At 36.9% G+C, this 22,392-nt stretch carries 25 protein-coding genes and 1 tRNA gene; 10 read left to right on the top strand and 16 right to left on the bottom strand.

Translation table 11 applies throughout. The features are described from left to right. Positions 1-86: 86 nt before the first annotated feature. Entirely contained in the window at positions 87-524 is a 438-nt protein-coding gene (locus tag NU887_RS16990) for a peptidylprolyl isomerase (RefSeq protein ID WP_258424577.1), read from the bottom strand. Positions 525-1,036: 512 nt separating this feature from the next. Here NU887_RS16990 and NU887_RS16985 point away from each other — a divergent pair. After that, positions 1,037-2,536: a peptide MFS transporter gene (locus NU887_RS16985; protein ID WP_420839783.1), complete on the top strand. Its 1,500-nt coding sequence runs from the start codon at positions 1,037-1,039 to the stop codon at positions 2,534-2,536. 46 nt (positions 2,537-2,582) lie between these two features. Here the strand turns inward: NU887_RS16985 and NU887_RS16980 are convergent, their stop codons facing one another. The 6 genes from NU887_RS16980 to NU887_RS16955 all read right to left on the bottom strand — a co-directional run bounded on the left by NU887_RS16980 (position 2,583) and on the right by NU887_RS16955 (position 5,053). Beyond that, positions 2,583-2,729: a hypothetical protein gene (locus tag NU887_RS16980; RefSeq protein WP_258424575.1), complete on the bottom strand. Its 147-nt coding sequence runs from the start codon at positions 2,727-2,729 to the stop codon at positions 2,583-2,585. A 117-nt stretch (positions 2,730-2,846) separates the two neighbouring features. Next, positions 2,847-3,041 carry a hypothetical protein gene (locus tag NU887_RS16975; RefSeq protein ID WP_113922278.1) on the bottom strand — a complete coding sequence of 65 codons (195 nt, stop codon included), beginning with the start codon at positions 3,039-3,041 and terminating at the stop codon, positions 2,847-2,849. Positions 3,042-3,110: 69 nt separating this feature from the next. Beyond that, complete coding sequence (locus NU887_RS16970) at positions 3,111-3,596, bottom strand: hypothetical protein (RefSeq protein WP_258424574.1); 486 nt, start codon at positions 3,594-3,596, stop codon at positions 3,111-3,113. Positions 3,597-3,681: 85 nt separating this feature from the next. Next, on the bottom strand, positions 3,682-4,038 hold the full coding sequence (locus tag NU887_RS16965) for a response regulator (protein WP_258424573.1): 357 nt from the start codon (positions 4,036-4,038) through the stop codon (positions 3,682-3,684). Between the two features lie 99 nt (positions 4,039-4,137). Continuing rightward, entirely contained in the window at positions 4,138-4,467 is a 330-nt protein-coding gene (locus tag NU887_RS16960; RefSeq protein ID WP_258424572.1) for an Mpo1-like protein, read from the bottom strand. Positions 4,468-4,474: 7 nt separating this feature from the next. Then, complete coding sequence (locus tag NU887_RS16955; RefSeq protein ID WP_258424571.1) at positions 4,475-5,053, bottom strand: DUF4136 domain-containing protein; 579 nt, start codon at positions 5,051-5,053, stop codon at positions 4,475-4,477. 181 nt (positions 5,054-5,234) lie between these two features. Between NU887_RS16955 and NU887_RS16950 the strand changes: the two genes are divergently transcribed. Next, entirely contained in the window at positions 5,235-6,140 is a 906-nt protein-coding gene (locus tag NU887_RS16950) for a DUF3078 domain-containing protein (RefSeq protein WP_258424570.1), read from the top strand. Between the two features lie 130 nt (positions 6,141-6,270). Here the strand turns inward: NU887_RS16950 and NU887_RS16945 are convergent, their stop codons facing one another. The 3 genes from NU887_RS16945 to sucC form a co-directional block, all read right to left on the bottom strand. Then, on the bottom strand, positions 6,271-7,107 hold the full coding sequence (locus NU887_RS16945; RefSeq protein ID WP_258424569.1) for a universal stress protein: 837 nt from the start codon (positions 7,105-7,107) through the stop codon (positions 6,271-6,273). 135 nt (positions 7,108-7,242) lie between these two features. Next, positions 7,243-7,316 (bottom strand) — tRNA-Arg (locus NU887_RS16940). A gap of 17 nt (positions 7,317-7,333) precedes the next feature. After that, positions 7,334-8,545 (bottom strand): ADP-forming succinate--CoA ligase subunit beta, encoded by a 1,212-nt coding sequence (gene sucC, locus NU887_RS16935; RefSeq protein ID WP_258424568.1) that lies wholly within the window; start codon positions 8,543-8,545, stop codon positions 7,334-7,336. 139 nt (positions 8,546-8,684) lie between these two features. Between sucC and NU887_RS16930 the strand changes: the two genes are divergently transcribed. After that, a complete protein-coding gene (locus NU887_RS16930; protein ID WP_258424567.1) occupies positions 8,685-9,341 on the top strand; it encodes an ABC transporter ATP-binding protein in 657 nt (218 codons plus the stop codon). Position 9,342: 1 nt separating this feature from the next. Here NU887_RS16930 and NU887_RS16925 read toward each other — a convergent pair whose 3' ends face one another. After that, a complete protein-coding gene (locus NU887_RS16925; RefSeq protein WP_258424566.1) occupies positions 9,343-9,792 on the bottom strand; it encodes a peroxiredoxin in 450 nt (149 codons plus the stop codon). Between the two features lie 160 nt (positions 9,793-9,952). Here NU887_RS16925 and NU887_RS16920 point away from each other — a divergent pair, with 160 nt between their 5' ends. The 3 genes from NU887_RS16920 to NU887_RS16910 are packed head-to-tail and all read left to right on the top strand — an operon-like array spanning position 9,953 to position 14,512. After that, positions 9,953-10,753, top strand: coding sequence for a DMT family transporter (locus NU887_RS16920; protein WP_258424578.1), 801 nt, complete (start codon positions 9,953-9,955; stop codon positions 10,751-10,753). Positions 10,754-10,803: 50 nt separating this feature from the next. Continuing rightward, positions 10,804-11,679 carry a hypothetical protein gene (locus NU887_RS16915; protein ID WP_258424565.1) on the top strand — a complete coding sequence of 292 codons (876 nt, stop codon included), beginning with the start codon at positions 10,804-10,806 and terminating at the stop codon, positions 11,677-11,679. 40 nt (positions 11,680-11,719) lie between these two features. Next, entirely contained in the window at positions 11,720-14,512 is a 2,793-nt protein-coding gene (locus NU887_RS16910; RefSeq protein WP_258424564.1) for a CHAT domain-containing protein, read from the top strand. Positions 14,513-14,621: 109 nt separating this feature from the next. Here the strand turns inward: NU887_RS16910 and NU887_RS16905 are convergent, their stop codons facing one another. The 3 genes from NU887_RS16905 to NU887_RS16895 form a co-directional block, all read right to left on the bottom strand. Continuing rightward, the gene (locus NU887_RS16905) at positions 14,622-15,434 is read right to left on the bottom strand and encodes a hypothetical protein (RefSeq protein ID WP_258424563.1); all 813 of its coding nucleotides are present in this window, start codon (positions 15,432-15,434) and stop codon (positions 14,622-14,624) included. 109 nt (positions 15,435-15,543) lie between these two features. Beyond that, the gene (locus NU887_RS16900) at positions 15,544-16,302 is read right to left on the bottom strand and encodes a tetratricopeptide repeat protein (protein WP_258424562.1); all 759 of its coding nucleotides are present in this window, start codon (positions 16,300-16,302) and stop codon (positions 15,544-15,546) included. Next, on the bottom strand, positions 16,292-16,903 hold the full coding sequence (locus NU887_RS16895; RefSeq protein WP_258424561.1) for an RNA polymerase sigma factor: 612 nt from the start codon (positions 16,901-16,903) through the stop codon (positions 16,292-16,294). The genes NU887_RS16900 and NU887_RS16895 overlap by 11 nt, the downstream gene beginning before the upstream one ends. Before the next feature lie 167 nt (positions 16,904-17,070). On the opposite strand from NU887_RS16895, the gene NU887_RS16890 reads away from it, so the two are divergent. The 4 genes from NU887_RS16890 to NU887_RS16875 all read left to right on the top strand — a co-directional run bounded on the left by NU887_RS16890 (position 17,071) and on the right by NU887_RS16875 (position 20,962). Then, positions 17,071-18,564, top strand: coding sequence for a nicotinate phosphoribosyltransferase (locus NU887_RS16890; RefSeq protein WP_258424560.1), 1,494 nt, complete (start codon positions 17,071-17,073; stop codon positions 18,562-18,564). After that, a complete protein-coding gene (prs, locus tag NU887_RS16885; RefSeq protein ID WP_258424559.1) occupies positions 18,542-19,453 on the top strand; it encodes a ribose-phosphate diphosphokinase in 912 nt (303 codons plus the stop codon). Before NU887_RS16890 ends, prs begins: the two co-directional genes overlap by 23 nt. Positions 19,454-19,500: 47 nt before the next feature. After that, complete coding sequence (gene pncA, locus NU887_RS16880; protein ID WP_258424558.1) at positions 19,501-20,124, top strand: bifunctional nicotinamidase/pyrazinamidase; 624 nt, start codon at positions 19,501-19,503, stop codon at positions 20,122-20,124. 67 nt (positions 20,125-20,191) lie between these two features. Next, positions 20,192-20,962, top strand: coding sequence for a DUF2490 domain-containing protein (locus tag NU887_RS16875; protein WP_258424557.1), 771 nt, complete (start codon positions 20,192-20,194; stop codon positions 20,960-20,962). Positions 20,963-20,965: 3 nt separating this feature from the next. Here NU887_RS16875 and NU887_RS16870 read toward each other — a convergent pair whose 3' ends face one another. Both NU887_RS16870 and NU887_RS16865 read right to left on the bottom strand, forming a co-directional pair. Then, positions 20,966-21,991, bottom strand: coding sequence for a PorP/SprF family type IX secretion system membrane protein (locus tag NU887_RS16870; protein ID WP_258424556.1), 1,026 nt, complete (start codon positions 21,989-21,991; stop codon positions 20,966-20,968). 1 nt (position 21,992) lies between these two features. After that, on the bottom strand, positions 21,993-22,208 hold the full coding sequence (locus tag NU887_RS16865; protein WP_258424555.1) for a hypothetical protein: 216 nt from the start codon (positions 22,206-22,208) through the stop codon (positions 21,993-21,995). Positions 22,209-22,392: the final 184 nt, after the last annotated feature.

Below are 22,392 nucleotides of genomic sequence, written 5' to 3'. Positions count from 1 at the left end.
AATTTTTTAGTAAAAGTCACCAACTATTTTTGACCACATTACCTTATTCTAAAACAAAAGGCCTGAATTTCTTCAGGCCTTTGATTTTAATCTTCGTGGACAACAATTTTTTCAATTTTATCACCTTGGCGGATTAAGTCAATTACTTCCAATCCTTCGACAACCTTTCCGAAACAAGTATGTCTTCTATCTAAGTGCGCGGTGTTATCTCTGCTGTGACAAATAAAAAATTGTGAACCTCCGGTATTTCTTCCCGCATGAGCCATAGACAAGACTCCACGGTCGTGGTATTGGTTTTCACCGTCAAGTTCGCATTCGATTTTGTAACCCGGTCCGCCGGTCCCGTTTCCTATTGGGCATCCACCCTGAATTACGAAATTTGGTATTACTCTATGGAAGGTCAACCCATCATAGAATCCTTTTTTAGAAAGCGTGATGAAGTTTTCAACTGCTTTTGGGGCATCTTTATCATAAAATTCTACCTTCATCAGGCCTTTTTCAGTATGTATTTCTGCTGTTTTCATAAATTTTATTTTGCCAAAAATAACAAATATTATTTGGTGTACTCCCAAATTGAAGAAAATAAAAAAGGAGTGCATTACACTCCTTTGGTTTGGGTTTATTTTCTGAAAAATATCAATTGACTAAAACAGTTTCTTGTCTTTCGGTGATTTTTTAAAACTGAAATCATATTTCAAATATAAATATTTATTGGATATAGAATAATAATAATCCTTATTTTTTGGCTAAACAATCGATTACGGAATTTTTTATTACCTAAATAAATGATTGGAAGACATTTGTACTTCTTTTCTCAACTTAAATGAAAAAGAGGTGAGTTTACTTGAGGATTAAAAATTTGGTTTTGACTCAAGAATAGTACAATTTGGTAATTTCTATTATCATTGCGATTGGAAAAAGTTTAATTAACCTTTAAAAATCAGAAATATTGGAAAATGAATTTGAAAAGAATCTTGGAGCAGGCTCTTTAGATTTGTATCCAGGTCCTACTATTTTCGGGCACCCAAAAGGCCTGATGACCTTGTTTTTTACAGAAATGTGGGAAAGGTTCAGTTTTTATGGCATGAGAGCCCTTTTGATTCTGTTTATGACGACCGCTATAGTCGACGGGGGTTTGGGATTCGATGACAAAACTTCCGGTGCAATTTATGGTCTGTACACTATGGGAGTATATCTTCTGGCCCTTCCTGGAGGATGGTTTGCGGACAGGCTTTTTGGTTTGAAGAAATCTGTTTGGTATGGAGGGATCATCATCGCATTGGGACATTTTACCATGGCTTTGCCGGGATTGTTTAAGATATTCAGTGAAGAAGCGTCTGTTAAAGAATCGCTTTCTTCAATGGATACAAATTCTTTCTTTTTGGGATTGATTTTGATTGTCATAGGTACAGGTTTGCTTAAACCTAATATCAGTTCAGTAGTAGGTCAGTTGTATCCTTCAGGAAGTGTAAAAAGAGATGCCGGATTTTCTATTTTCTATATGGGGATTAATTTGGGTGGTTTTATTGCACCATTGGCTTGTAGTGCTGTTGCGACAGTTGATTGGCACCTGGGTTTTGGTTTGGCGGGACTAGGTATGGTTTTCGGGCTTATTCAATATAAAATGACCGCTAAAAGCCTTAATGGCTATGGTGATGATTTAGTTTTTGATACCAAAGAAAAAAAAGAAGAAAAAACCAAAATCCTAAAAGCATTGATCGGGATAGGTACAATCTTGGGTTTAGTGTTTGCTTTGATTTTTCTTGGAATAATTCCCGTCAACGCCAGTTCTTTGGCAGAAGGCTCAGGGATAGTATTTTTGATTTTAGCTTATGTATACCTGATTTATGTCATTGTATTTGGGGGGTTGGATGATGGAGAAAGAAAAAAAGTAATTGTGATTGGCATCTTATTTGTCTTTTCGGCTTTGTTTTGGTCAGGATTTGAACAAGCGGGATCCACTTTGAACTTATTTGCCGAAAGATTTACTGACAGGAGCTTCATGGGTGGAGAAATTCCTGCGGGCTTTTTTCAATCTGTCAATTCAATGTTCATTATTATCTTTGCCCCATTTTTTGGAGCAATGTGGATTTGGCTTGGGAGAAAAAACCTAGAGCCAAGTTCTCCGATCAAGTTTGCGATGGGATTATTGCTTCTTGGTATAGGATTTTTGGTAATGTATTTTGCCGCAAAGATTGCTGCTTCAGGTGATTTGGCTGCACCCACTTGGCTAATATTTACTTATATGATCCATACATTTGGGGAGTTGAGTCTAAGCCCTGTAGGACTTAGCTTGGTTACCAAATTGGCCCCAAAGAGATATGGAGGTCAAATGATGGGGATTTGGTTTCTTTCAGTTGCCTTGGGCAATTTATTTGCAGGTTTGATTGCAGGGGAGGCTAGCGGAGGGTCTGAGGAGGCATTATCCCAAATGCCGGGTCAGTATATGATCATTGTCATTACTGCAGTTGGTGCAGGTCTCTTATTACTACTCTTAAGTAAACCTATCAAAAAGTTGATGGGTAATGTCCATTAAAAACTCAAAAAAAAGAAAATAAAAAAGGGTCATTTAAGACCCTTTTTTATTTTCTTTTAACTTCCTTAGGAGCTTTGGTGCTTCTAAAATCAATAAGGGAAAGGCCTGCGCCAAGTCCTGCAAGGATACAAACTATCAATAAGAACAATTGTGCACCTGAAGCAATAGGGGAACTGAATATTTGAAATAACATATTGGAAGGATTTCTTATGACTAATTTTTCGAAAGATAGTATAGAATGATTTTTGGACAAAATTTGAAATAAAAAAAGCAGGAAGAATGTTCAAACTACCTGCTTTTTTTGTCCTAATCAATCAATTTCGTCATCAAAGTCTTCATCGAAATCGTCTTCATCGAAATCATCGTCTTCCAAATCGTCGAAATCTTCATCGAGAAGCTCGCTGTCTTCGTCTAGATCGTAGACCTCATCTTTAAATTCCTCAGCAAACTCATCGTCATCATCGAAATCTTCGATTTCTTCAAAATCGTCTTCAAAATCGTCCATAATATGAATAAGGTTAATGGTTTAAATATCAAATGGATTGATGGGCACTAATTAAAACAAAATAAATATTTAAGCAAATACCTTGTCAAGGTTATTTTTTTGCAACATAATAGCATCTAGCTTTACACTTTCCTCAAGCCATTGATTTTCTAGCATTTCCAGCCAAGTTTCAAAATAAAGTAATACGTCACTGAGTTTGTTTTTTTTCAAATGGTCTCTTTTTGGAAACGGGATATTCTTAAGTATTTTAGGGTCAGACAATTTTTCAAGATGGCGGAGTTCATTTATGGTAAGACCTTTTTCGAGCATCTTACTGATCATAAGATCCATTGGATAGCCACTATCAGGGCAATAATCAATCAATTGGTCATTCCAATCTCCAGATTTTTCCATTGCAAATCTATGGATCTCAGCTTTTGATAAGTGTATAAGCTCTTGGGCAAGATTTCCGCAATTGCAAGAACCCATATGTCCCCATTGATAAGGAGAACCTTTTTTTAATTTATCGATCGTATTTCTGATCGCAGCGATCAATTCAAACTTTGGAGCAGACATGGTAAGAAATTTTTATAAAAAGTTAACAATAAAATACCTTACTGGTTTGTCTAAAAAGAATATATTTTAAAAAATGGTCAATTATTTAATTGAAAATGTTTTGGATGTATTTTTTCACCAGAGGCTTAGATAGGTATTTCTTTACAACAGCATAATTTGTCGCCTTTACAATGTCTCTTTCGTCCACTGAACTGCTCAAAATGTAGATTTCAGGGCTTAAATCCTTTGGTCTAAATTCTTCGAGAAAATCCCAACCTGTCATTTCTGGCATATTCAGATCCAAAAATAGGTAGTTGGGGTCAATATTATAAATATCTTGAAGTGCTTTTGTCGCACTTTGAAATTTAAAAATCTTATGAGGTACTTTAATATTTTTACTGATCAGCTTTTCGGTGACAAAAGTGCTGATTGGGTCGTCGTCTATGAGAACTATTCTTACCATATAATGCAAAATATTGAGTTTGAAATACAATATGTACAATACAAAATTACAGCTTAACTTCGTATTTACAATAGTTCTTCAATAAATTATCACTGATTTTTACTTTTTGGAGGGTTTGAATTTCTCTTTTCCTGTCGCAAGGTGAAAAAACAGGATGAAATCTGAAGCAAGCGAAAAAAATGGATGTTTAAATGTTGCAGGTTTGTTCTTTTCAAAAAAGAAATGTCCGATCCAGGCAAACCCATATCCAACAATGGGAATAGCGAAAAGCAGGGTATAATTGGAGAGATAGATAGCTGTTCCAAGAATAAAAAACAGCAGTGCAGTACCAATAAAATGCAATGTTCGGCTCGTCGGGTTTTGATGTTCAGACAAGTAATAAGGATAAAATTCCTTTAGGTTGGCGAATGGTTTTTTTGAGTTATTCATTTGAAAATTAATCGGCTTTTTTTGATTGAATATGTGTTTTGTAAGTTTCTGCTATTTTTTCAATTGACTTTAGGGCCTTATTTTTTTTGTCTTTTGGACTTGTTACTTCAGAAACTGCGGTAAGCTGCATCAGGATTTTGTCATTATTTGGATCAATAAAGTCAACCATTAGCTGCATGAGTTGATAATTCTTTGTGGAAACCATATTTTGTTGGTTATAAAACCTAGGATCAAACATCCACGGGTCCCAAACCCGGCCTCCCCACATTGGATATTGGTTGTTATAAACCTCTTTTTGCCTTGGGTCTTCATTTGAGGTATATCTTATGACTAATTCCGGATTTTCTCTTTCATAGCGGAGTCCTTGCGCCTCAAGCAGGTACTGTAATTCATCCGATACAAGCGCATCTAAATAAGTATCATTAAAACCCCGGTGACCTATTTCTTTATTGATAATTACAAAACTTCCATATTCTTTGTATGGAGCAAATTCTGTTTTCTCTTTAAAAATTTCTATGGAACTGCACGAAGCCGTAAAAAAAGTTATGAGGAGCAGCGGAAGGATATTTTTATTTTTGAATATCATGGTATTGCAATGAAGATTTATTTTTACCCAATATTTAACTCTAATATTTCAAAAAAGGATTTATTTGCATAAAATACTTCCTTAAAATTTCCCTGCTTCGGGTTAAAGTCCAAATTGTTATATTCTAAATCTTATTTAAGAATTTGTTTATTTTGCTTTTGTTATCTCTTAATCAAAACTTATGAAAAAATTATTTACCCTTTATTTTATTTTCTTATTGGCAAATTTTGCCTATTCGCAAGAAAGTGATATTCCTTCCGACAGTGTCTCTAAAGCATTAAAGGATACCACTTATTGGAATTCAGAATTAAGTATTGGCTTTAACCTTAATCAAGCTTCTTTTTCAGGAAATTGGAAAGCTGGAGGGGTAAATTCTTTTGCTTTGGGTTCTATATTTAGCGGAAAAGCCAACTATGCCAAAGAGAAATTGAGTTGGGACAATCAAGTCGAATTGATTTACGGTATTGTAAAAAACGACGATTTGGGAGTTAGAAAATCAAACGACCGAATTTTCTTTGATTCAAAACTTGGTTACAAAATCACCGATAAATGGAGCTATTTTACTTCCTTGAACTTTATCACCCAATTTACGGATGGATTTGATTACACTCCAGATGACCCACTTTTGATTTCAAGGTTTTTTGCTCCGGCGTTCCTGACTTCAGGATTTGGTTTTGAGTATAAGCCAAACGAAAATTTTGCTATGAGACTTGCACCATTTTCTCCGAGATTTACTTTTGTGACTGACACGGAGTTAATCAATAATGTTCCGAATAATTATGGTGTTCCCGAAGGGCAAAAATTAAGGACTGAATGGTTGGCCTTTCAGGTTTTTATGACATACAATAAGAAATTCAGCGATAACCTTACTTTGAACTCCCGGTATCAGATTTTTGCGAATTTGGAGACTATAGAGTTCCGTACCATTGATCACCGATTGGATTTCACACTTATTGCAAAAATAACCCGATACGTAGATGTGACTTTTACAAGTATCAATGTTTACGATATTGACATGGTAGATGGGATACAATTTAGCCAAGCCCTCGCTTTAGGTATTTTGTACAAAGTCAACAATAAAAAGTAGGTTTTTCATTACCTTTTCTTTAAAAAATTTTGATTATTACATTTATGTATTATTTTTGTTTCAATTGTGGTAGTTAAATAATAGTTGGTTTAGTTTTCATAAAAAGGGCAGGAGAGTTTCTCCTGCTTTTTTACTTTTTGAGAATCTTTATACTGATTACAGGCATTTCAGTAAGTCCGATGAGGTTTTCTGTCACACTTGGAGAGAAATATTGTTTCAAATCTGATTTACCAGAAGTAATGACTGCAATTCCATCTGCATCGATTTTTTCTCCATATTGTATAATTCCCCTTTCTTCTTTGAATGCATCAATGATGTTGATTTCATGCTCATAATTTGCATATTGGCTTAAGAATGTTTTTCCTATGCTCATGATATCATTGGTTTCAAGGAAGTAAGTTGGGGTGTTTACGTACAGAATTTTCAATTTCACCTGAAGAATTTCTGCAAGGTTCTCTACAATTTTAAATGTTTGGCCGGTTTCTTCCCTGAAATTGGTTGCAAATACCAACTTCTCAAGTTGGAGTTTTTTAGGAAGATTCTTGACTACAAATACTGGAACTATTGAATTTCTTAGCATGCTGTACGTATTTGTTCCCAGAATATAATCTTTAAAACCATAAATTCCATGTGAACCCATGACGACCATATCAATATGTTCATCTTCTACAAATCGATGGATTTTCTCATTGCTGTTGTTGAAAACCAGCACTTTTCGGCATTTAATTCCAATAGATTCGGCTTGCTTTAGCAATTCTGTGAGTTTCTGTTTTGACTGAGAAATGGCTTCCTTGGCATCAGGAAAAATATTTTCCTGCTCTTTGGTCAATTTTGACCAATCTACAGGTGTGTTGATGACATGAAGGAAAACCAACTCAGCCCCAATTTTTTGGGCTAAGAACAGAGCATATTTTTCAGCATTTTTTGCACAGTCTGAAAAATCTGTTGGGACAAGTATCTTTTTCATGGCTCTTGGGGTTTATTTTTTCTGAATTATTATAAAAATACCCTTGCAAAAAGTAAATTATACTATTCTATATCAGTGACTTGTATGATATATGTCAGTAAGAAAAAAAGCCCCAAGGTTTCCCTTGAGGCTTTGTGCGCGCGGAAGGATTCGAACCCTCAACCCTCGGAGCCGAAATCCGATATTCTATCCAATTGAACTACGCACGCTTATTACACTGCTAATATTAAGAAATAGCAGCCTTTACTTTTTCTGCCGCATCCTTTAGGGTGATGGCAGAAGATACTTTTAAACCTGATTCGTCTATGATTCTAGCACCCTCTTCTGCATTGGTACCTTGTAGCCTTACAATTATTGGAACAGGAATATTTCCAATAGACTTGTACGCTTCTACTACACCATTTGCAATTCTGTCACACCTTACAATACCACCAAAAACATTTATAAGAATCGCTTTGACATTAGGATCTTGAAGAATGATTCTAAAACCTGCTTCCACTGTGACGGCATTGGCTCCACCTCCTACGTCTAGGAAGTTGGCAGGCTCACCACCGGAAAGTTTGATCATATCCATAGTAGCCATGGCTAATCCGGCTCCATTGACCATACAACCCACATTTCCATCTAGTTTCACATAGTTAAGTCCGGATTTTCCCGCTTCTACTTCTAAAGGGTCTTCTTCAGCGACATCTCTCAATGCAGCCAAATCCTGATGCCTGTATAATGCATTATCATCCAGATTCACTTTAGCATCTACCGCAAGGATTTTATCGTCGGATGTTTTCAATACAGGATTGATTTCAAACTGAGCAGAATCAGAACCTACATAAGCATTGTAGAGAGAGGTAATGAACTTCACCATTTCTTTAAAGGCATTGCCTTCCAGACCTAATTTGAAAGCTACTTTTCTGGCTTGGAAACCTTGCAACCCAACTTTGGGATCAATCCATTCTTTGATTATTTTTTCAGGATGTTTTTCGGCGACTTCTTCAATGTCCATTCCACCTTCTGTCGAAGCCATGATTACATTGCTTCCTTTTCCTCTATCCAACAAAATGGATAGGTAATATTCTTTTGGTTCGGAAGCACCCGGATAATATACATCCTCGGCAACCAACACTTTATTTACTTTTTTTCCTTCATCACCTGTTTGGATGGTTACCAATGTTCCACCAAGAATTCCGGCAGCTTTTACAGGAACATCTTCTAGGCTTTTGGCTAAAACAACTCCTCTCGAACCTGTTTCATTGACCAATCCTTTTCCTCTTCCACCTGCATGAATTTGGGCTTTGATTACATACCAGGACGTTCCGGTAGCAGCGTTCAGCTTTTTGGCAGCTTCCAATGCTCCTTCGGGGCTGTCAGCGACTATCCCTTCCTGAATCCTGACGCCATAGCTTTTCAAAAGTTCTTTAGCTTGATATTCGTGTATGTTCATCCTTATGAAAATTTTTGCCCGAAGTTAAGCGCTACTTGTTTATTTATCAAATTAACATTCGGTCTTTTGGTAAATAAATCCATTCAATGGTTACATAGGAATCTGTAATATTTATATTTGGTGACCAAAAACACATTATATGTTAGTTGCAAAAGGAATCCACAAAAACTATGGAGACTTGAATGTCCTCAAAGGCGTAGACGTGAGTATCAATTCTGGCGAAGTTGTTTCTATTGTGGGATCCTCGGGAGCAGGAAAAAGTACTTTATTACATATTATGGGAACTTTGGACCAAGCTGAAAAAGGCGAGGTGCGGATCGGAAATACCTTGATAACAGGTCTGAAAGGGGATAAGCTTGCCGAGTTTAGAAATAAGGAAATCGGTTTTATTTTTCAGTTTCACAATCTGCTTCCAGAATTTACAGCCGAAGAAAATATCATGATACCCGGACTCATTGCAAATATGCCTGTAGAGGAAATCAGGCAAAGGGCAAGGCAATTGGCTGAAAGGTTGGGGATAAGTAGTAGGCTAGGGCACAAACCTTCAGAACTTTCAGGCGGAGAACAACAAAGGGTAGCCGTTGCAAGGGCTTTGGTCAACGATCCCAAAATTGTATTTGCGGACGAACCTAGCGGAAACCTTGATTCCAAAAGTGCCCAAGCCCTTCATAAATTGTTTTTTGAATTGAGAAAGGAATTTGGTCAGTCTTTTGTCATTGTGACACATAACCAAGAGTTAGCCCAAATGGCCGACAGGACACTTGTCATGCAGGATGGAAAAATAATCGGGCAATAAATCACCCCTTTAAGTGCTTCATCATTTCATCCACATGTTTTTTTGATTCAAACATATCAGAATAAACCCCTTGAATGATTTGGTTACCGTCAATGAAATAGGTGACTCTCTTTGGCATATTTACTATTGGTATCAAAGCATCATAAGATTTACAGACCTTTCCTGAAGCATCACTAAGTAATTCGAAGGGAAGTTTATGTTCTTTTTTGAATTTATGATGGGTAGTAATTGTATCTCTGCTGATTCCCACTACTTGAATATCCAATTCCCGAAAAGCTTCAAACTGATCTCTAAAATCACAAGCTTCTGCTGTGCATACTTTTGTGAAATCTTTCGGGTAAAAATATATTACACAGGGTTTGCTGGATGCGTTTTTTGACAAGGTAAAATTTCCCCCGGAGGTAGATGGTAACGTAAAGTCAGGTGCTTTCTGCCCTTTTTTGAGTGCCATTTAGATTTAGTTATTTTCAATTATAATACTTTAAATTTCACCGATTGTTCAAAATGACCATCATAATTCAAATATAATTTGAACCAATCTGTAAAGGTTTTTTTTATTCCATTAGATTTGAAAAAGCCTTAACTCCTTGAATAAAAAAAGTGTCCAACACATGTTATTGGCAGGGTTTCTTTTTTCCCTGATGAATGTTTCTGTCAAACTGATTCCACATATTCCTGCCATAGAAATTATCCTTTTCAGGTCTGTCTTCAGTTTGATTTTGACTTATATTTTGCTCAGGAAGGAAGCTGTCCCTGTTTTTGGAAATAACAAAAAACTTCTGATACTCAGAGGAATGGCAGGTTCTGTAGGTTTGATTACATTTTTTTATACACTTCAGAGCATTCCACTTGCAAGTGCGGTGACGATCAATTATCTCGCACCCATTTTTACAACCATTCTGGGAATCTTCATTGTAAAAGAAAAAGTGAGAGCCAAGCAATTCCTCTATTTTGGAGTTTCGTTTGCAGGAGTGGTTATTATCCAAGGTTTTGATCCGAGGATCACTTTTTTGGATATGACCATTGGATTGGTTTCTGCTTTGGCCATGGGTCTGGCATATAATATCATCAGAAAAATAAAAAACTCAGAACATCCTTTGGTCATCATGTTCTATTTTCCCTTCATTACCATTCCGGTCGCAGCATTGATCAGCTATTTTGTTTGGGTGATTCCTATAGGATGGGATTGGGGAATTTTGTTGGCTGTAGGATTGCTGACCCAGTTTGCGCAATATTTTATGACTTTGGCTTACCAAAATGCCAACCTTTCCAAAGTGGCTAGCCTCAGTTATATAGGGATTATCTATGCCTTAAGTTTTGGCTTCCTGATTTTCAATGAAACCTATAGTCTTATGGTATTTTTCGGTATGATTTTGGTGCTATTTGGGGTAGCGATGAATATATTTAAATAAAGTGGTTACGTTATAACAATCAGTTTCGACAAACAACAAAGCGCGATTTCATGAAATATCTTATAGGATTTTTAATTCTGGTAACTTCATTTGCCTTTTTGGCATGTGAATCAACAAATGTTCCTGATGATGGAGATTTGGTGCCCTTCGATTGTGCGGATTTTGCATATCCGGACACAATATTTTATATCAATGAAAATTTAGATAACAAAATCATTCCTGTCAAAAACCTGAACGGCACTTTTTCTTCCGTTCCCGAAGGACTTGTCCTCAACGAATCGACTGGGGAAATTGACATCAATGAAAGTGAAACAGGCTTAAAATACAGAATTTCGTTTACCCCATCCGGCTCTGAAATTTCCTGTACCTATGAATTAACTATAGGAGGGATCAATTATCTTGACAAAGTTTATATCCTGGATCAAAATGATTTTTTAGCAGTACCGATATTCAATGCCGAGAGGGATGCCATCAGCCCATGTCCGGATGATGATGACAGTGACGATGATGATGATACGGATGATAACAGTGTTTGTAAATTTGGTGAATTAGGTCCTGACGATGAGGACATTTCCGATTTGGGTATAGAAATCAATAATTCTACAGGAATCATAGATCTTAAGAAAACATTGGAAAACGGTGCTTTTGGTGACAATCCTGTCAACGGTTCAGAGTTGGATGCCAAGTTGTACTACAGATTGCAGGACCAAACCTTGGGAGCATTGAATGACATAGATTTAAAAATCTTTTATTTCGCTACTTTGGCGGATGTTCCTCAGAGTCTTTTGGATGAGATAGACCAAAAAAATGCTGACCTATTGGAAGAAAGAAATGGAATAATGAATTCCAATGCGAGGGTATTTGCAGAAAACCCCAAAGCGAAACCAAGACCACCTTACCTTTTGATTGTTGCTAGGTTACAATAATTTGGGTATTATTACCCAAATTATTTAATGCCATTGATCTGTGCACCTAAGGTGGTTTCTAATTTTCATCACGTTACTCTTTCAAAATCCCCCAGCCGGTGATAGTCCTGATTTTGCTAAAAAATATCAGGAGGCAATAGCTTTTTTTCAGGCAGAAGAGCCCACTGAATTAACCGATAGCCTTGCCAGATCACTTTTTTTGGAGATTGTTTCCGGTTCAGCCTCTAACAAAATCGAAAACTGGGTTTTGTTGGATTCTTATGAAAAACTTGGAAGCCTGGCTTTGATTGGCGGTGATTTGTCAACCGCAGTCATTCATTACCGAAAGGGACTGGAATTAAAAAACAACCAAAATATTTTAGATTCACTGTTTTTTGGATCTAACTTATTTATTGGAGAGACTTATTACCTTTTGAGTAAGGCAGATAGCAGTATCTATTTTTTGGAAGAAGCGGAAAAATTAATCCCTTTGAAAAAATCCAATGAGGAAGCTTCAAGATTGTATAATTCATTGGGTGTAATTTATTTTGAATCAGGTAATTATACACAAGCAATTAATTACTTCAATAAATCAAAAAACCTTATCATCCCAAGGGAATCTTACGATTTACTTGAGCCATATTACAAATATGCCTTGTTCAGTTTCATGAATAATATCGGTACATCCCTATTGCAACTTGGAAAAACAGATAGTGCATTACATATTTATAATAATCTCCTGGGTTTTGAAATCAATGAGAATCAGGTTTATTCCCAGCTGTCCAAGATTTACCTCAAGAAGGAAAATCCCGACTCTTCTCTATATTTTTTGGATAAAATAATATCTCCTGAATATGTGAACAATCATTCATACCAAAACCAATTGGCAGAAATTCTATTGTCAAAAGGAAAATTGGACGAAGCCAAAACCGGTTTGCTTGAGTTTTTGGAAAAAAACGGGGGAATGAATCAGAAAGTCGCTGATTTCAAACTTGGTAAAACTTTTCAGATTTTAGGTAAGATTGCCTTTCAACAAAAAGATTTTCAAAACGCAGTTCATTATTTTCACCAATCTATCATTCAGACCGATGGATTGTTTGATAATCAAGACATTTTTGAAAATCCAAAGGAATACAGTGTTGGTTTTGCCACTTTTTCATTGGTAGAAAGCCTGGTGGGTAAAGCCCAAAGTTTTATAAAACTGCATGAAAAGGAGAAAAAACGGGCTTATTGGGATGCAGGTTTGGATACCTATCAGACAGCATTTGATATCGCGTCTTTCGTAGGTAATTTTTATGACAATGATGAAGCTCGGATATTTTTAGGTGATTTTGTTTTGGAAGCATACCAAGAAGCGGTGAATACGCTATTAATCCATACTGATTCTGAAGACGAAAAAACTCGGATATACAAAGCAATAGCATGGGTGGAAGGCAGTAAATCCACCTCTTTGAATATTGGGATGAGGGAAAAAAAGCTTAAAAAGATATCAGGAATTCCAATAGCGCTCCTTCAAAAGGAAAGCGATTTGCAGTTTTCCATTTCAAAAATACAGCAGAGAATTCTTAATGAAAATAAAGAAGAGGAATTGATGGCGTTACAATCAGAGCTCACCGACAGCCGTTTGGAGCTTTCGAGACTGCATAAGGAATTCAATGATTTTCCTGAATTTGTTGCCCAAAAGACAAAAAATCAATCAATTGACCTGAATTATATCCAAGAATCAATTTTGGATAAAAACACATTACTGTTATCATTTTTTGAATTGAAAGACAGGGTTTTACTTTTTACTTTGGATCAAGATGAAATTCTGGTAACAGAAATAGGGGATAAAGAAACTTTGGAAGGCAAGATTCTAGAATTTAAAAAGGGAATAATTGGTTACGAGGCTGGGGAGAAATATGAATTTGGAGGTGCAGGAAATGTTCTCTTTGAAAAAATATTGGGTCCGGTATCTGATAAATTGGACGAGTATGACCACTTGATGGTGATTCCCCATGGAATTTTGGCAGACTTACCTTTTGATTCGTTTGAATCATCACCTTCAAAATTTTTGATTTTTGACCATTCCGTTTCCTATCAACTTTCTCTCAAACTTTTGGAATCATTCGAGTCTCGAGACTTTGAGGATGAAGTCAAAACCGGATTTGCACCGTTTTATGACAATTCGTGGAAAGATGAAAATATCAATCTTACCCAACTTCCCTATTCCAAAGATGAAATCAATTCTTTGCATGGAAAAAGTTTTATCAGCAGTGAGGGTACTAAACGAAATTTTTTGGAAACAGCGTCCGGTTCTGAGGTGATCCATTTGTCAACCCATGCGCTTCCAGATCCCAATGATCCGCAACAGGCATTTATCACTTTCTTTCCCGGAGATATTGAGAGTAGGTTATTTACCCACGAAATCTATAACCTAGATTTATCCGAATCAGCTTTGATTTTTCTGAGTGCATGTGAAACGAATTTTGGAAGTCTCAGCAAAAGCGAAGGTATATTGAGTATCTCGAGGGCATTTGCCTTTGCAGGTTGTCCTAATATCATTTCGGCCTTATGGAAAGCAGAGGACAAGTCAACCGCTTACATAACTGATAGATTTTATTCACACGTTGAGAATGGATTGTCTTATGCTGAGGCGTTAAGAGAGGCAAAAAAAGACCTTTTGGAAGATGAAAAAATGGCTCAGTTTCATCATCCTGTTTTTTGGGCTCATTTGGTTTTGGTTGGATCCATTCCGGCAAAAACCTACTTCGATTATTTACCCGTTTATTTATGGATTTTCGCATTTATACTTTTGGGGTTTGGATACCTTTTAGTCAAAAACAGGTTTTCAAACATGTCTCATTCAGGATAAATTCTATTCAAAATTGTAATGGTTTTTATTTTACTTTAAAAACAAAAACCACCATCATCGATGGCGGTTTTTTCGTTCACTAGGACCTAAAATTAAATTAACGTTTACTTTAGTCTAACTCAACCTCTATTTCAGAAGAAGCTTTTATATTATTTTTAACTTTTTCATAGAGCGATTTATTGCTGTTTTTGGAGATAATAACCATTCCATCTGTTTCTACAGCCTCTTGCAACTCAGAATCAGATACATTTTGAAACCAGTTTAAAGCATTGATTTCAAATAGCGCAAGGGGATTGTTAATTCTGTCCACTTTGAAGTAATTATCATCATCTTCCGCTTCAATTTCTACTTCGAAATCAATATCATCTCCAAAAAACTCAAACTTAAATGGCTTGGAAGTTCCATCAGCATTGTTGATTTTTCCTTCAAAATAGATACTTGGTTCATTTTTGTAATCAATCAGATCAACCTCCAATTCTATTTCTTTGTACTCTCCTTCAGGAATATTGATGAAAAAATCAGTGGATTTGTCCAAATCGTCAAATGTGATTTTTTGGATGTCTCTGAATTTTATTTCAATCTCATTGCTGTCATCTCCACCATTGTCATCGTCGCTATCGTCATTACTATCATCGTCGCTATCATCATCACTATCATCGTCACTATCATCGTCACTTGTACCGGTTCCCCTTTGCTTTAGCTCAAGTTCCAATTCTTTGATTTGGATAAAACCGCTTTCGATACTTAGGCTACTGTTCAAGGTTCTTGCGTTTTCGGCATTGAGTTGGTTTGTCTTCAGGACAAAAGCTATCCCCATTTTTCCTTCTCCAATACCCGGGATTTCTTCTTCCGGATTACAGGAAGAAAACATAATGGCAGCTACCAAAGCTAAAGAGGCTAAATAATTTTTTAATGTTCTCATAGTTGAATGTTTTTAGTTTCGTTTGTTGGTCGATTCTGGTTTGGAAAATGTAACCGCGGACTATGAAAATTTTTATTTTTTTATTCTTTGAGTTTAAATCTTGCAGAAATCATGGTTTGAAAAGGTCCAAAGCAAATATTTTGATCCTGTCATCTATGCCAAAAGACCCATGATAAGTATGTTTAGGGTTTGAGACAATTTGAGCCATGGTAGATTTTGCCGCTTCGTAGTTTTCTGATTTGAGATAACTCAAAAAGAGATAATAGTCTATCTCATCTTCAAAAAGCTTTTCTTGACTGTCGGCATTGATTTCCTTCAGCTTGTTGAGATACAATATGGCATTGGTATCATCACCAAGTTCAAAATAAGATACTGCAGCCAGGAATAGGATTTTTCTATCAGGTTCCTCGATCGAGACTCCTTTGGTTACAGAATCCCAACTTTTGTTTTTGAAGTGAGTTTCAAGAATTTTTTCTTCATCTCCGTCCGAACGCATGGTCGGGATTTCGTATGTAATATATTTTTCTTGATATAGGCTGTCAGGGAGGTTTTGTACCCAATAATTACCAACCAAAAGCAGAGTCATAGTGGCTGCAATTCCGATCACCCATCCAAAAGGTTTGAATTTGACTACTTTGCCTTTGGGGCTTTGGTTTGATTGCTTTTTTTCAAATTCCCGATAGATTTTGTTTACCGTTTCTTTATGTCCAGACATTCGTATACTTTCTCTTGAAAATGCCAGGATATCAAGTAATTCCTTCAGATCAGGATTTGAATTTATTTCTGACAGAAGTTTATCGGCTTCTTCTTGGTTTAGGTTACCGTCCAGGTAATCATCCAATAGGGCTATGTATTTATCATCCAGCATATCGAAGTGCGTTTTTAACTGTGGAATATGTTTTTTCGTCAGATTGGATTTTTTCAATCAGACTTTTAAGGCATTTATGTTTTTTGTTTCTAAGTACTTGTTCACTGGAGAAGTCTTCCTTTTCCATGATGTCTTTCATTGACAGGTTTTCGTAGTAGAAAAGAAGGAGAATATTTCTGCATTTGTCGCCAAGGGTCTGAAAAAGATCCATGATCAATTTGTGGCTTTCATGTTTTGCAAGGCTTTGGCTTATATCCTGACTTACCGACTCCTTTTCTTTTTCAAATATTTCATTCCTAACCCCCATACTTTTCCTTTTTCTTAATTCTGAGATCCAAAGATTTTTTACAATGGAATAAAGGAAAGATTTTACCCCGGATTCTTGCCTGTATTTATTTTCCTCCACGGTTTTGATAAAAACCAGGAATGCTTCCTGAATGATGTCTGCGGCGTCATCTGTACTTCCGCTGTTTTGCAGTACATAGTTTTCGAGATACCTGTAATAGCCATCATACATAAACCTTATTGCCGGGTTTATATTATTGCGACTACTTATAGCTTCTATCAATTCTTGGTCTGAATATTTATCGGTTTTTTTCATTCCCTTATACCTGTTTGTCGTAGCTGCTTGTTGGATTGTAACCGTTTGGATTCCCAATTATAAAAAGAATTGAGAATTGAAGCGCTTAAATATGTTTCTCTTTTGGTCAAGTGATATATTGCGAATTGAAAGAAAATAAAACGGCTTTTCTAAAAGAAATTTTTCATATGAAAATCACAAAGGATTTATACCAAGGGTCATTGGCGCTATTGACCGATTTTTATCAATTGACCATGGCATATGGTTATTGGAAATCCGGAAAAGCCGAACAGGAAGCTGTTTTCAACTTGTTTTTTCGAAAGCATCCTTTTCAAAGCGGTTTTACACTTGCTGCGGGCTTAGAATATGTCATTGACTTTTGCAAAAATTTCCATTTTGATGAGGAAGATTTGGCTTTCCTTTTAGAAATGAAAAACAGCGATGGTTCTCCCACATTTGAGCCTTCCTTTATTGCATATCTCAAGGAAATGGAATTCAAATGCAGCATTGAAGCTGTGGAAGAAGGCACTGTGGTTTTTCCCCATATCCCGATGGTAAAAGTGACAGGCCCTTTGATTCAATGTCAATTGTTGGAAACACCATTGTTGAACATTGTTAATTTCCAGACTTTGATCGCAACCAAAGCCGCAAGGATTTCATTTGCGGCGCAGGGAGATCCAGTAATGGAATTTGGTCTGAGAAGGGCGCAGGGAATAGATGGCGCATTAGCGGCAAGCCGTGCCTCTTATATCGGAGGCTGTGCTTCTACAAGCAATGTTTTGGCAGGAAAATTATTCGGAATCCCTGTATCGGGAACACATGCCCACAGTTGGATTATGTCTTTTGATTCAGAATTGGAAGCTTTCAAAGCCTATGCAGATGCATTTCCCGATAAATGTGTTTTTTTGGTGGATACTTATGATACCATCTCCGGAATCAAAAATGCAATTGAAGTTGGCAAATTCCTCAGAGAAAAAGGTAAGGAATGGGTAGGTGTCAGGATTGACTCAGGTGATTTGGCTTATTACAGCAATATCGCCCGTGAAATGATGGATGAAGCGGGATTTCCGGATGCCAAGGTTGTCGCTTCCAATGACCTTGATGAACATATTATTACTTCATTAAAAATTCAGGAAGCTTCTATTGATATTTGGGGAGTTGGGACAAAGTTGGTGACCGCTTTTGACCAACCTGCCCTTGGTGCGGTTTACAAACTTTCAGCCATCAAAACCAAAGAGGGGACTTGGGAACCTAAGGTGAAAGTCTCTCAGCAATCTATCAAAATCAATATTCCCGGAAATCATCAGGTGGTCCGTTTCAGTAAAAATGGAAAAGCAGTGGCTGACATGATCTATTTAAATTCCCAAAATCTGGACAGGGATGAATTTATTATCATTGATCCCATAGACCCAACCAAAAGAAAAAAAATCAAAGCTAAAGGATTGGATCAAGAGGTTTTGCTGAAGCCGATTTTTGAAAAAGGGAAGAAAGTTTATTCAATGCCTGACATCCATCAGGTGAAAGCAAATGCAGCAAGGAACCTGTCTCAGTTTGACAAGGCCTTGAAACGTCTGGTAAATCCCCATATTTATCCTGTAGGCCTTGAAGAAAGCCTTTACCAGCTCCGAAATGACTTGGTATTCAAAATGAAAAATTACGATGGAGAAGAAAATAATATTTAGCATTCCGGATTACAGGTACCTTCAGGAAGAAGTATTGCAACTTGGTGACTTTGAACGAGGAATAATAGAGGTCAGGTTATTTCCTGATGGCGAGCGATATCAGCGTATCATGACTCCGGTCAACGGAAAAGATGTTGTACTTATCGGTGGTACCATATCTGACTCGGATACACTTGAAATTTATGATTTAGCTTACGCACTTATCAAGTATGGTGCACGATCCATCCGATTGGTTTTTCCATATTTTGGATACAGTACCATGGAAAGGGCTGTAAAAATAGGGGAGGTGGTCACCGCAAAATCACGTGCAGTTATGTTTTCATCCTTGCCAAGAACAAGCCTTGGAAATCATTTCGTTTTCTTTGACTTACACTCAGAAGGAATCCCACATTATTTTGAAGGACAGGCATTGATCAACCATGTATATTGTAAGCCCATCATCATCAAAGCTGCGTTGGAATTAGCAGAGGATGGATTTGTGATGGCGTGCACCGATGCAGGACGGGCCAAATGGGTCGAATCTTTGGCCAATGAAATGGGTGTGAATGCGGCATTTGTTTTCAAAAGAAGAATTTCCGGTGCTAAGACAGAGGTGACGAGTATCTCGGCCGATGTGGAAGGAAAAGATGTGGTCATCTATGATGATATGGTCAGGACCGGGGGTTCTTTGATCAGCGCTGCCAAAGCTTACAAATCTGCCGGTGCAAAAAAGATATTCACCATAACTACCCATGGCTTGTTTACCAATGAGGCATTGAAAAAAATCCAAGATTCAGGTGTGATCGAAAAAGTGGTATCTACCAACAGCCATCCCAACAGCTTTGCCTCAAAATCCGATTTTCTTCAAATCGAATCTGTCGCTTCTTTGATCCTTGAACAATTGATTTAAATTGTCTTACCAATAACTATTTCCAAATAATCATTTACCACAGACCAATGAAAGCACTTATTATCGTAGATGTCCAAAATGACTTTATTCCGGGAGGAGCTTTGGCTGTAAATGAAGGCGATCAGATTGTGCCGGTTATTAATGAACTTCAGCAAAAGTTTGATTTTATAGTAGCAACTCAGGATTGGCACCCAGCGGAGCATGGAAGCTTTGCCGCTAACCATTCTCAAAAGAGTGTTGGAGAATTTATTGATCTCAATGGTGTGAATCAGATTTTGTGGCCGGTTCATTGTGTCCAAGGGTCCAAAGGAGCAGAATTCCATCCTGATCTCAAGAATGATAAGTGGAAGGCAATATTTAAAAAGGGGACCCATCGAAAAGTTGATTCTTACAGCGGTTTTTTTGACAACAATAAACAGGGAGACACAGGGTTAAGTGCTTATTTAAAAGAAAATGATATTGACGAAGTTTTTGTCTGTGGTCTCGCCACTGATTATTGTGTAAAATTCACAGTTCTAGATGCGATTTCTGAAGGCTTTAAGACAACCATGATTGCTGATGCAACCCGTGCAGTCAATATTAATGAAAATGACTACATACATGCCATTGAAGAAATGGCTCAAGGAGGAGCCAAAGTTGTTTTGGCAGAAGAGATTCTTTATTTCTCGTGATTAATAATACATTATCAAATTCATTACCCACATAATTTTGCAATTCAATAAATAACAAGATTCAATCATGAAACAGTATTTTAGGTTGCTTTCACTTACGGTTTTGGGTTTTTTATTGATATCAGTCAAAAGCTATGGTCAAAATAACCGGGAAACAGAATTTAACAATATTGGTTGGTATGCCTTTTTTGGAAATTTCAAATTTGATGACAAGTGGAGCATTCATGGGGAGTTCCAATGGCGAAGGACAGATTGGATTACGAATCCGCAGCAGAATCTATATAGGATAGGAGTAAATTACAAAATCCATCCCCAAGTGACTTTTAGGGTGGGATATGCATTTATCGACACCTTTAATTATGGGAATCAGCCTATCGCAGCCAATGGAATAAGATTTACTGAAAACCGATTATATCAAATGGCAATTATCAATAATCCAATCGGGAAGTTTAATCTTACACACAGGTTTATGCTTGAGCAACGTTGGGTTGGGAGAAGCCTAGATCCCAATGCTACCAAAGCTGATGAGTCTGTATTTCTAAAAAGATTCCGATATATGTTTCGGGGAGATATCCCACTTGCAGGACCGACTTTGGAGGATAAAGAACCTTATCTTGCCATTTATGATGAGATCATGATTGGTTTTGGAGAAAATGTCAACCAAAATATTTTTGACCAAAACCGATTGGGAATCCTTGGAGGTTATCGCTTTTCAGGATCTTTCAGGGTTGAAGGTGGCTACTTCAATCAGATCGTACAGTTTGGTCGTCTTGTAAATGGCAAAAATTACTTTCAAAATAATCAAGGGCTTATCATAAATTCATATTTCAACTTTTGATTTTTAGAACCTAAAGCAGGGAATGATTGTGCTCCGACGGTTTCGCTGATTTGGATCACCGTACAGGAATGAATATCTGATAGAAATTTCATGGGCACCTCCTGAGCTGCTCAACGCGAGTTTGGAAGTGGTAAAATCAAAACTGTAGCCGATGTCGAGTCCGCTTTCCAAAGTCATACCGATTAAACCGATGAAGGCTTCGTTATTTGGAAGGGAGTATTTGACCGGAAAACCGCGATACCAAACTCCGACAACTAAGGGTTGGATAAAAAATTGTGCCCCTATATCTAATTGATTGAAAGGATCTTGGTGCTTGTAATTGAAAGCCAGAAAGGCAGATCTTTCTTGTCTTGAATTACTGTAATAATTATTGATAAACCCTTCACCCAAATCAAATTTAATTCCACCATGTGCTGATAATTTCATGGGAAGTTTACTGACATTTCCATCTAAAAAGGAGGTATTGGGTTGGGTAAGGTGATGTCCTGAAATACCTACCCATGCTGTTTCTGTATGGAATAACATTCCAAAGTTAAAATCCATAAATTGATGTCTGTAATTATCCGAGAACAACTCGCCGCTAAAGTCATCTACAATTCCTCTGTTGATATCAAGCTGTGACCCAAAAACCAAATCACCAAAGTAAGCATCCCGAGAAATATAACTTGCCTGGCCTCCAAACCGCAAGAATGATTCGAATCCAAGCTGCAGCCTGTAAGAATATGTCAGCCCGATTTCATTGGTACTAAGCTTTGCCATACTCTCTCTGTTTCCATTGAAAATCAATCCAATGCCGCTATTTATATCAAACATATAATGGTCGATATAAGCTGAATACGAGTTGAATGAGTGATCCAATCCAGGCCATTGATTCCTGTAGTTGGCACCCACCCGTGTCAGTTCAGAAGCACCCGTAAAAGCAGGATTCAAAAACAGTGGTGCTGCATAAAACTGGGAAAATTGGACATCCTGAGCACTGGCTTCAAAAGTCAGAAAAAGGATTGAAATTAGGTAAAGTATCTTTTTCATATCAATCAGGACTTTTTAATGAAATATTGGCTTTGTTAACTGGCTTTATTATTTTAAAAAAGACAGTATTGAATTCTTCTGTCAGATTCTTTATCTCTACTTGTGAAAAAACAAAAACTCCGCGTTTGCTTATAATTGCTAAATTTTGATATATCTGAATTGTTGAATTCAGGAAATTTGCAATAAGTAAAGATTCAATTGAGTAAAGTTTTTTCATGTAATACATACTTTGAATTCATCTCCAACTTAGAGTTTGAGCGGTTCGATTAATTTTAAAACAACCAGTACCGATTAGATTTTTCAAAGTGACTCTGTGGAGTACTTTTTGACTTGTGCTGATGCTAATCAGTGGGTTTTATTCCCAGATTTTTGCATGTTAAGTCTTAGAAAAGGTATTTCAA

The sequence above is a fragment of the Aquiflexum gelatinilyticum genome (genome assembly GCF_024741135.1).
Classification (GTDB): domain Bacteria; phylum Bacteroidota; class Bacteroidia; order Cytophagales; family Cyclobacteriaceae; genus Cognataquiflexum; species Cognataquiflexum gelatinilyticum.
The sequence above is the reverse complement of the archived record's forward strand: the minus strand, read 5'-3'. Positions and strand labels throughout refer to the sequence as shown.

Coding starts and splice junctions, on each gene's coding strand:
- NU887_RS16990 (WP_258424577.1), bottom strand. CDS start 524: ATGAAAACAGCAGAAATACATACTGAAAAAGGCCTGATGAAGGTAGAA.
- NU887_RS16985 (WP_420839783.1), top strand. CDS start 1,037: ATGACCTTGTTTTTTACAGAAATGTGGGAAAGGTTCAGTTTTTATGGC.
- NU887_RS16980 (WP_258424575.1), bottom strand. CDS start 2,729: ATGTTATTTCAAATATTCAGTTCCCCTATTGCTTCAGGTGCACAATTG.
- NU887_RS16975 (WP_113922278.1), bottom strand. CDS start 3,041: ATGGACGATTTTGAAGACGATTTTGAAGAAATCGAAGATTTCGATGAT.
- NU887_RS16970 (WP_258424574.1), bottom strand. CDS start 3,596: ATGTCTGCTCCAAAGTTTGAATTGATCGCTGCGATCAGAAATACGATC.
- NU887_RS16965 (WP_258424573.1), bottom strand. CDS start 4,038: ATGGTAAGAATAGTTCTCATAGACGACGACCCAATCAGCACTTTTGTC.
- NU887_RS16960 (WP_258424572.1), bottom strand. CDS start 4,467: ATGAATAACTCAAAAAAACCATTCGCCAACCTAAAGGAATTTTATCCT.
- NU887_RS16955 (WP_258424571.1), bottom strand. CDS start 5,053: ATGATATTCAAAAATAAAAATATCCTTCCGCTGCTCCTCATAACTTTT.
- NU887_RS16950 (WP_258424570.1), top strand. CDS start 5,235: ATGAAAAAATTATTTACCCTTTATTTTATTTTCTTATTGGCAAATTTT.
- NU887_RS16945 (WP_258424569.1), bottom strand. CDS start 7,107: ATGAAAAAGATACTTGTCCCAACAGATTTTTCAGACTGTGCAAAAAAT.
- sucC (WP_258424568.1), bottom strand. CDS start 8,545: ATGAACATACACGAATATCAAGCTAAAGAACTTTTGAAAAGCTATGGC.
- NU887_RS16930 (WP_258424567.1), top strand. CDS start 8,685: ATGTTAGTTGCAAAAGGAATCCACAAAAACTATGGAGACTTGAATGTC.
- NU887_RS16925 (WP_258424566.1), bottom strand. CDS start 9,792: ATGGCACTCAAAAAAGGGCAGAAAGCACCTGACTTTACGTTACCATCT.
- NU887_RS16920 (WP_258424578.1), top strand. CDS start 9,953: ATGTTATTGGCAGGGTTTCTTTTTTCCCTGATGAATGTTTCTGTCAAA.
- NU887_RS16915 (WP_258424565.1), top strand. CDS start 10,804: ATGAAATATCTTATAGGATTTTTAATTCTGGTAACTTCATTTGCCTTT.
- NU887_RS16905 (WP_258424563.1), bottom strand. CDS start 15,434: ATGAGAACATTAAAAAATTATTTAGCCTCTTTAGCTTTGGTAGCTGCC.
- NU887_RS16900 (WP_258424562.1), bottom strand. CDS start 16,302: ATGCTGGATGATAAATACATAGCCCTATTGGATGATTACCTGGACGGT.
- NU887_RS16895 (WP_258424561.1), bottom strand. CDS start 16,903: ATGAAAAAAACCGATAAATATTCAGACCAAGAATTGATAGAAGCTATA.
- NU887_RS16890 (WP_258424560.1), top strand. CDS start 17,071: ATGAAAATCACAAAGGATTTATACCAAGGGTCATTGGCGCTATTGACC.
- prs (WP_258424559.1), top strand. CDS start 18,542: ATGGAGAAGAAAATAATATTTAGCATTCCGGATTACAGGTACCTTCAG.
- pncA (WP_258424558.1), top strand. CDS start 19,501: ATGAAAGCACTTATTATCGTAGATGTCCAAAATGACTTTATTCCGGGA.
- NU887_RS16875 (WP_258424557.1), top strand. CDS start 20,192: ATGAAACAGTATTTTAGGTTGCTTTCACTTACGGTTTTGGGTTTTTTA.
- NU887_RS16870 (WP_258424556.1), bottom strand. CDS start 21,991: ATGAAAAAGATACTTTACCTAATTTCAATCCTTTTTCTGACTTTTGAA.
- NU887_RS16865 (WP_258424555.1), bottom strand. CDS start 22,208: ATGAAAAAACTTTACTCAATTGAATCTTTACTTATTGCAAATTTCCTG.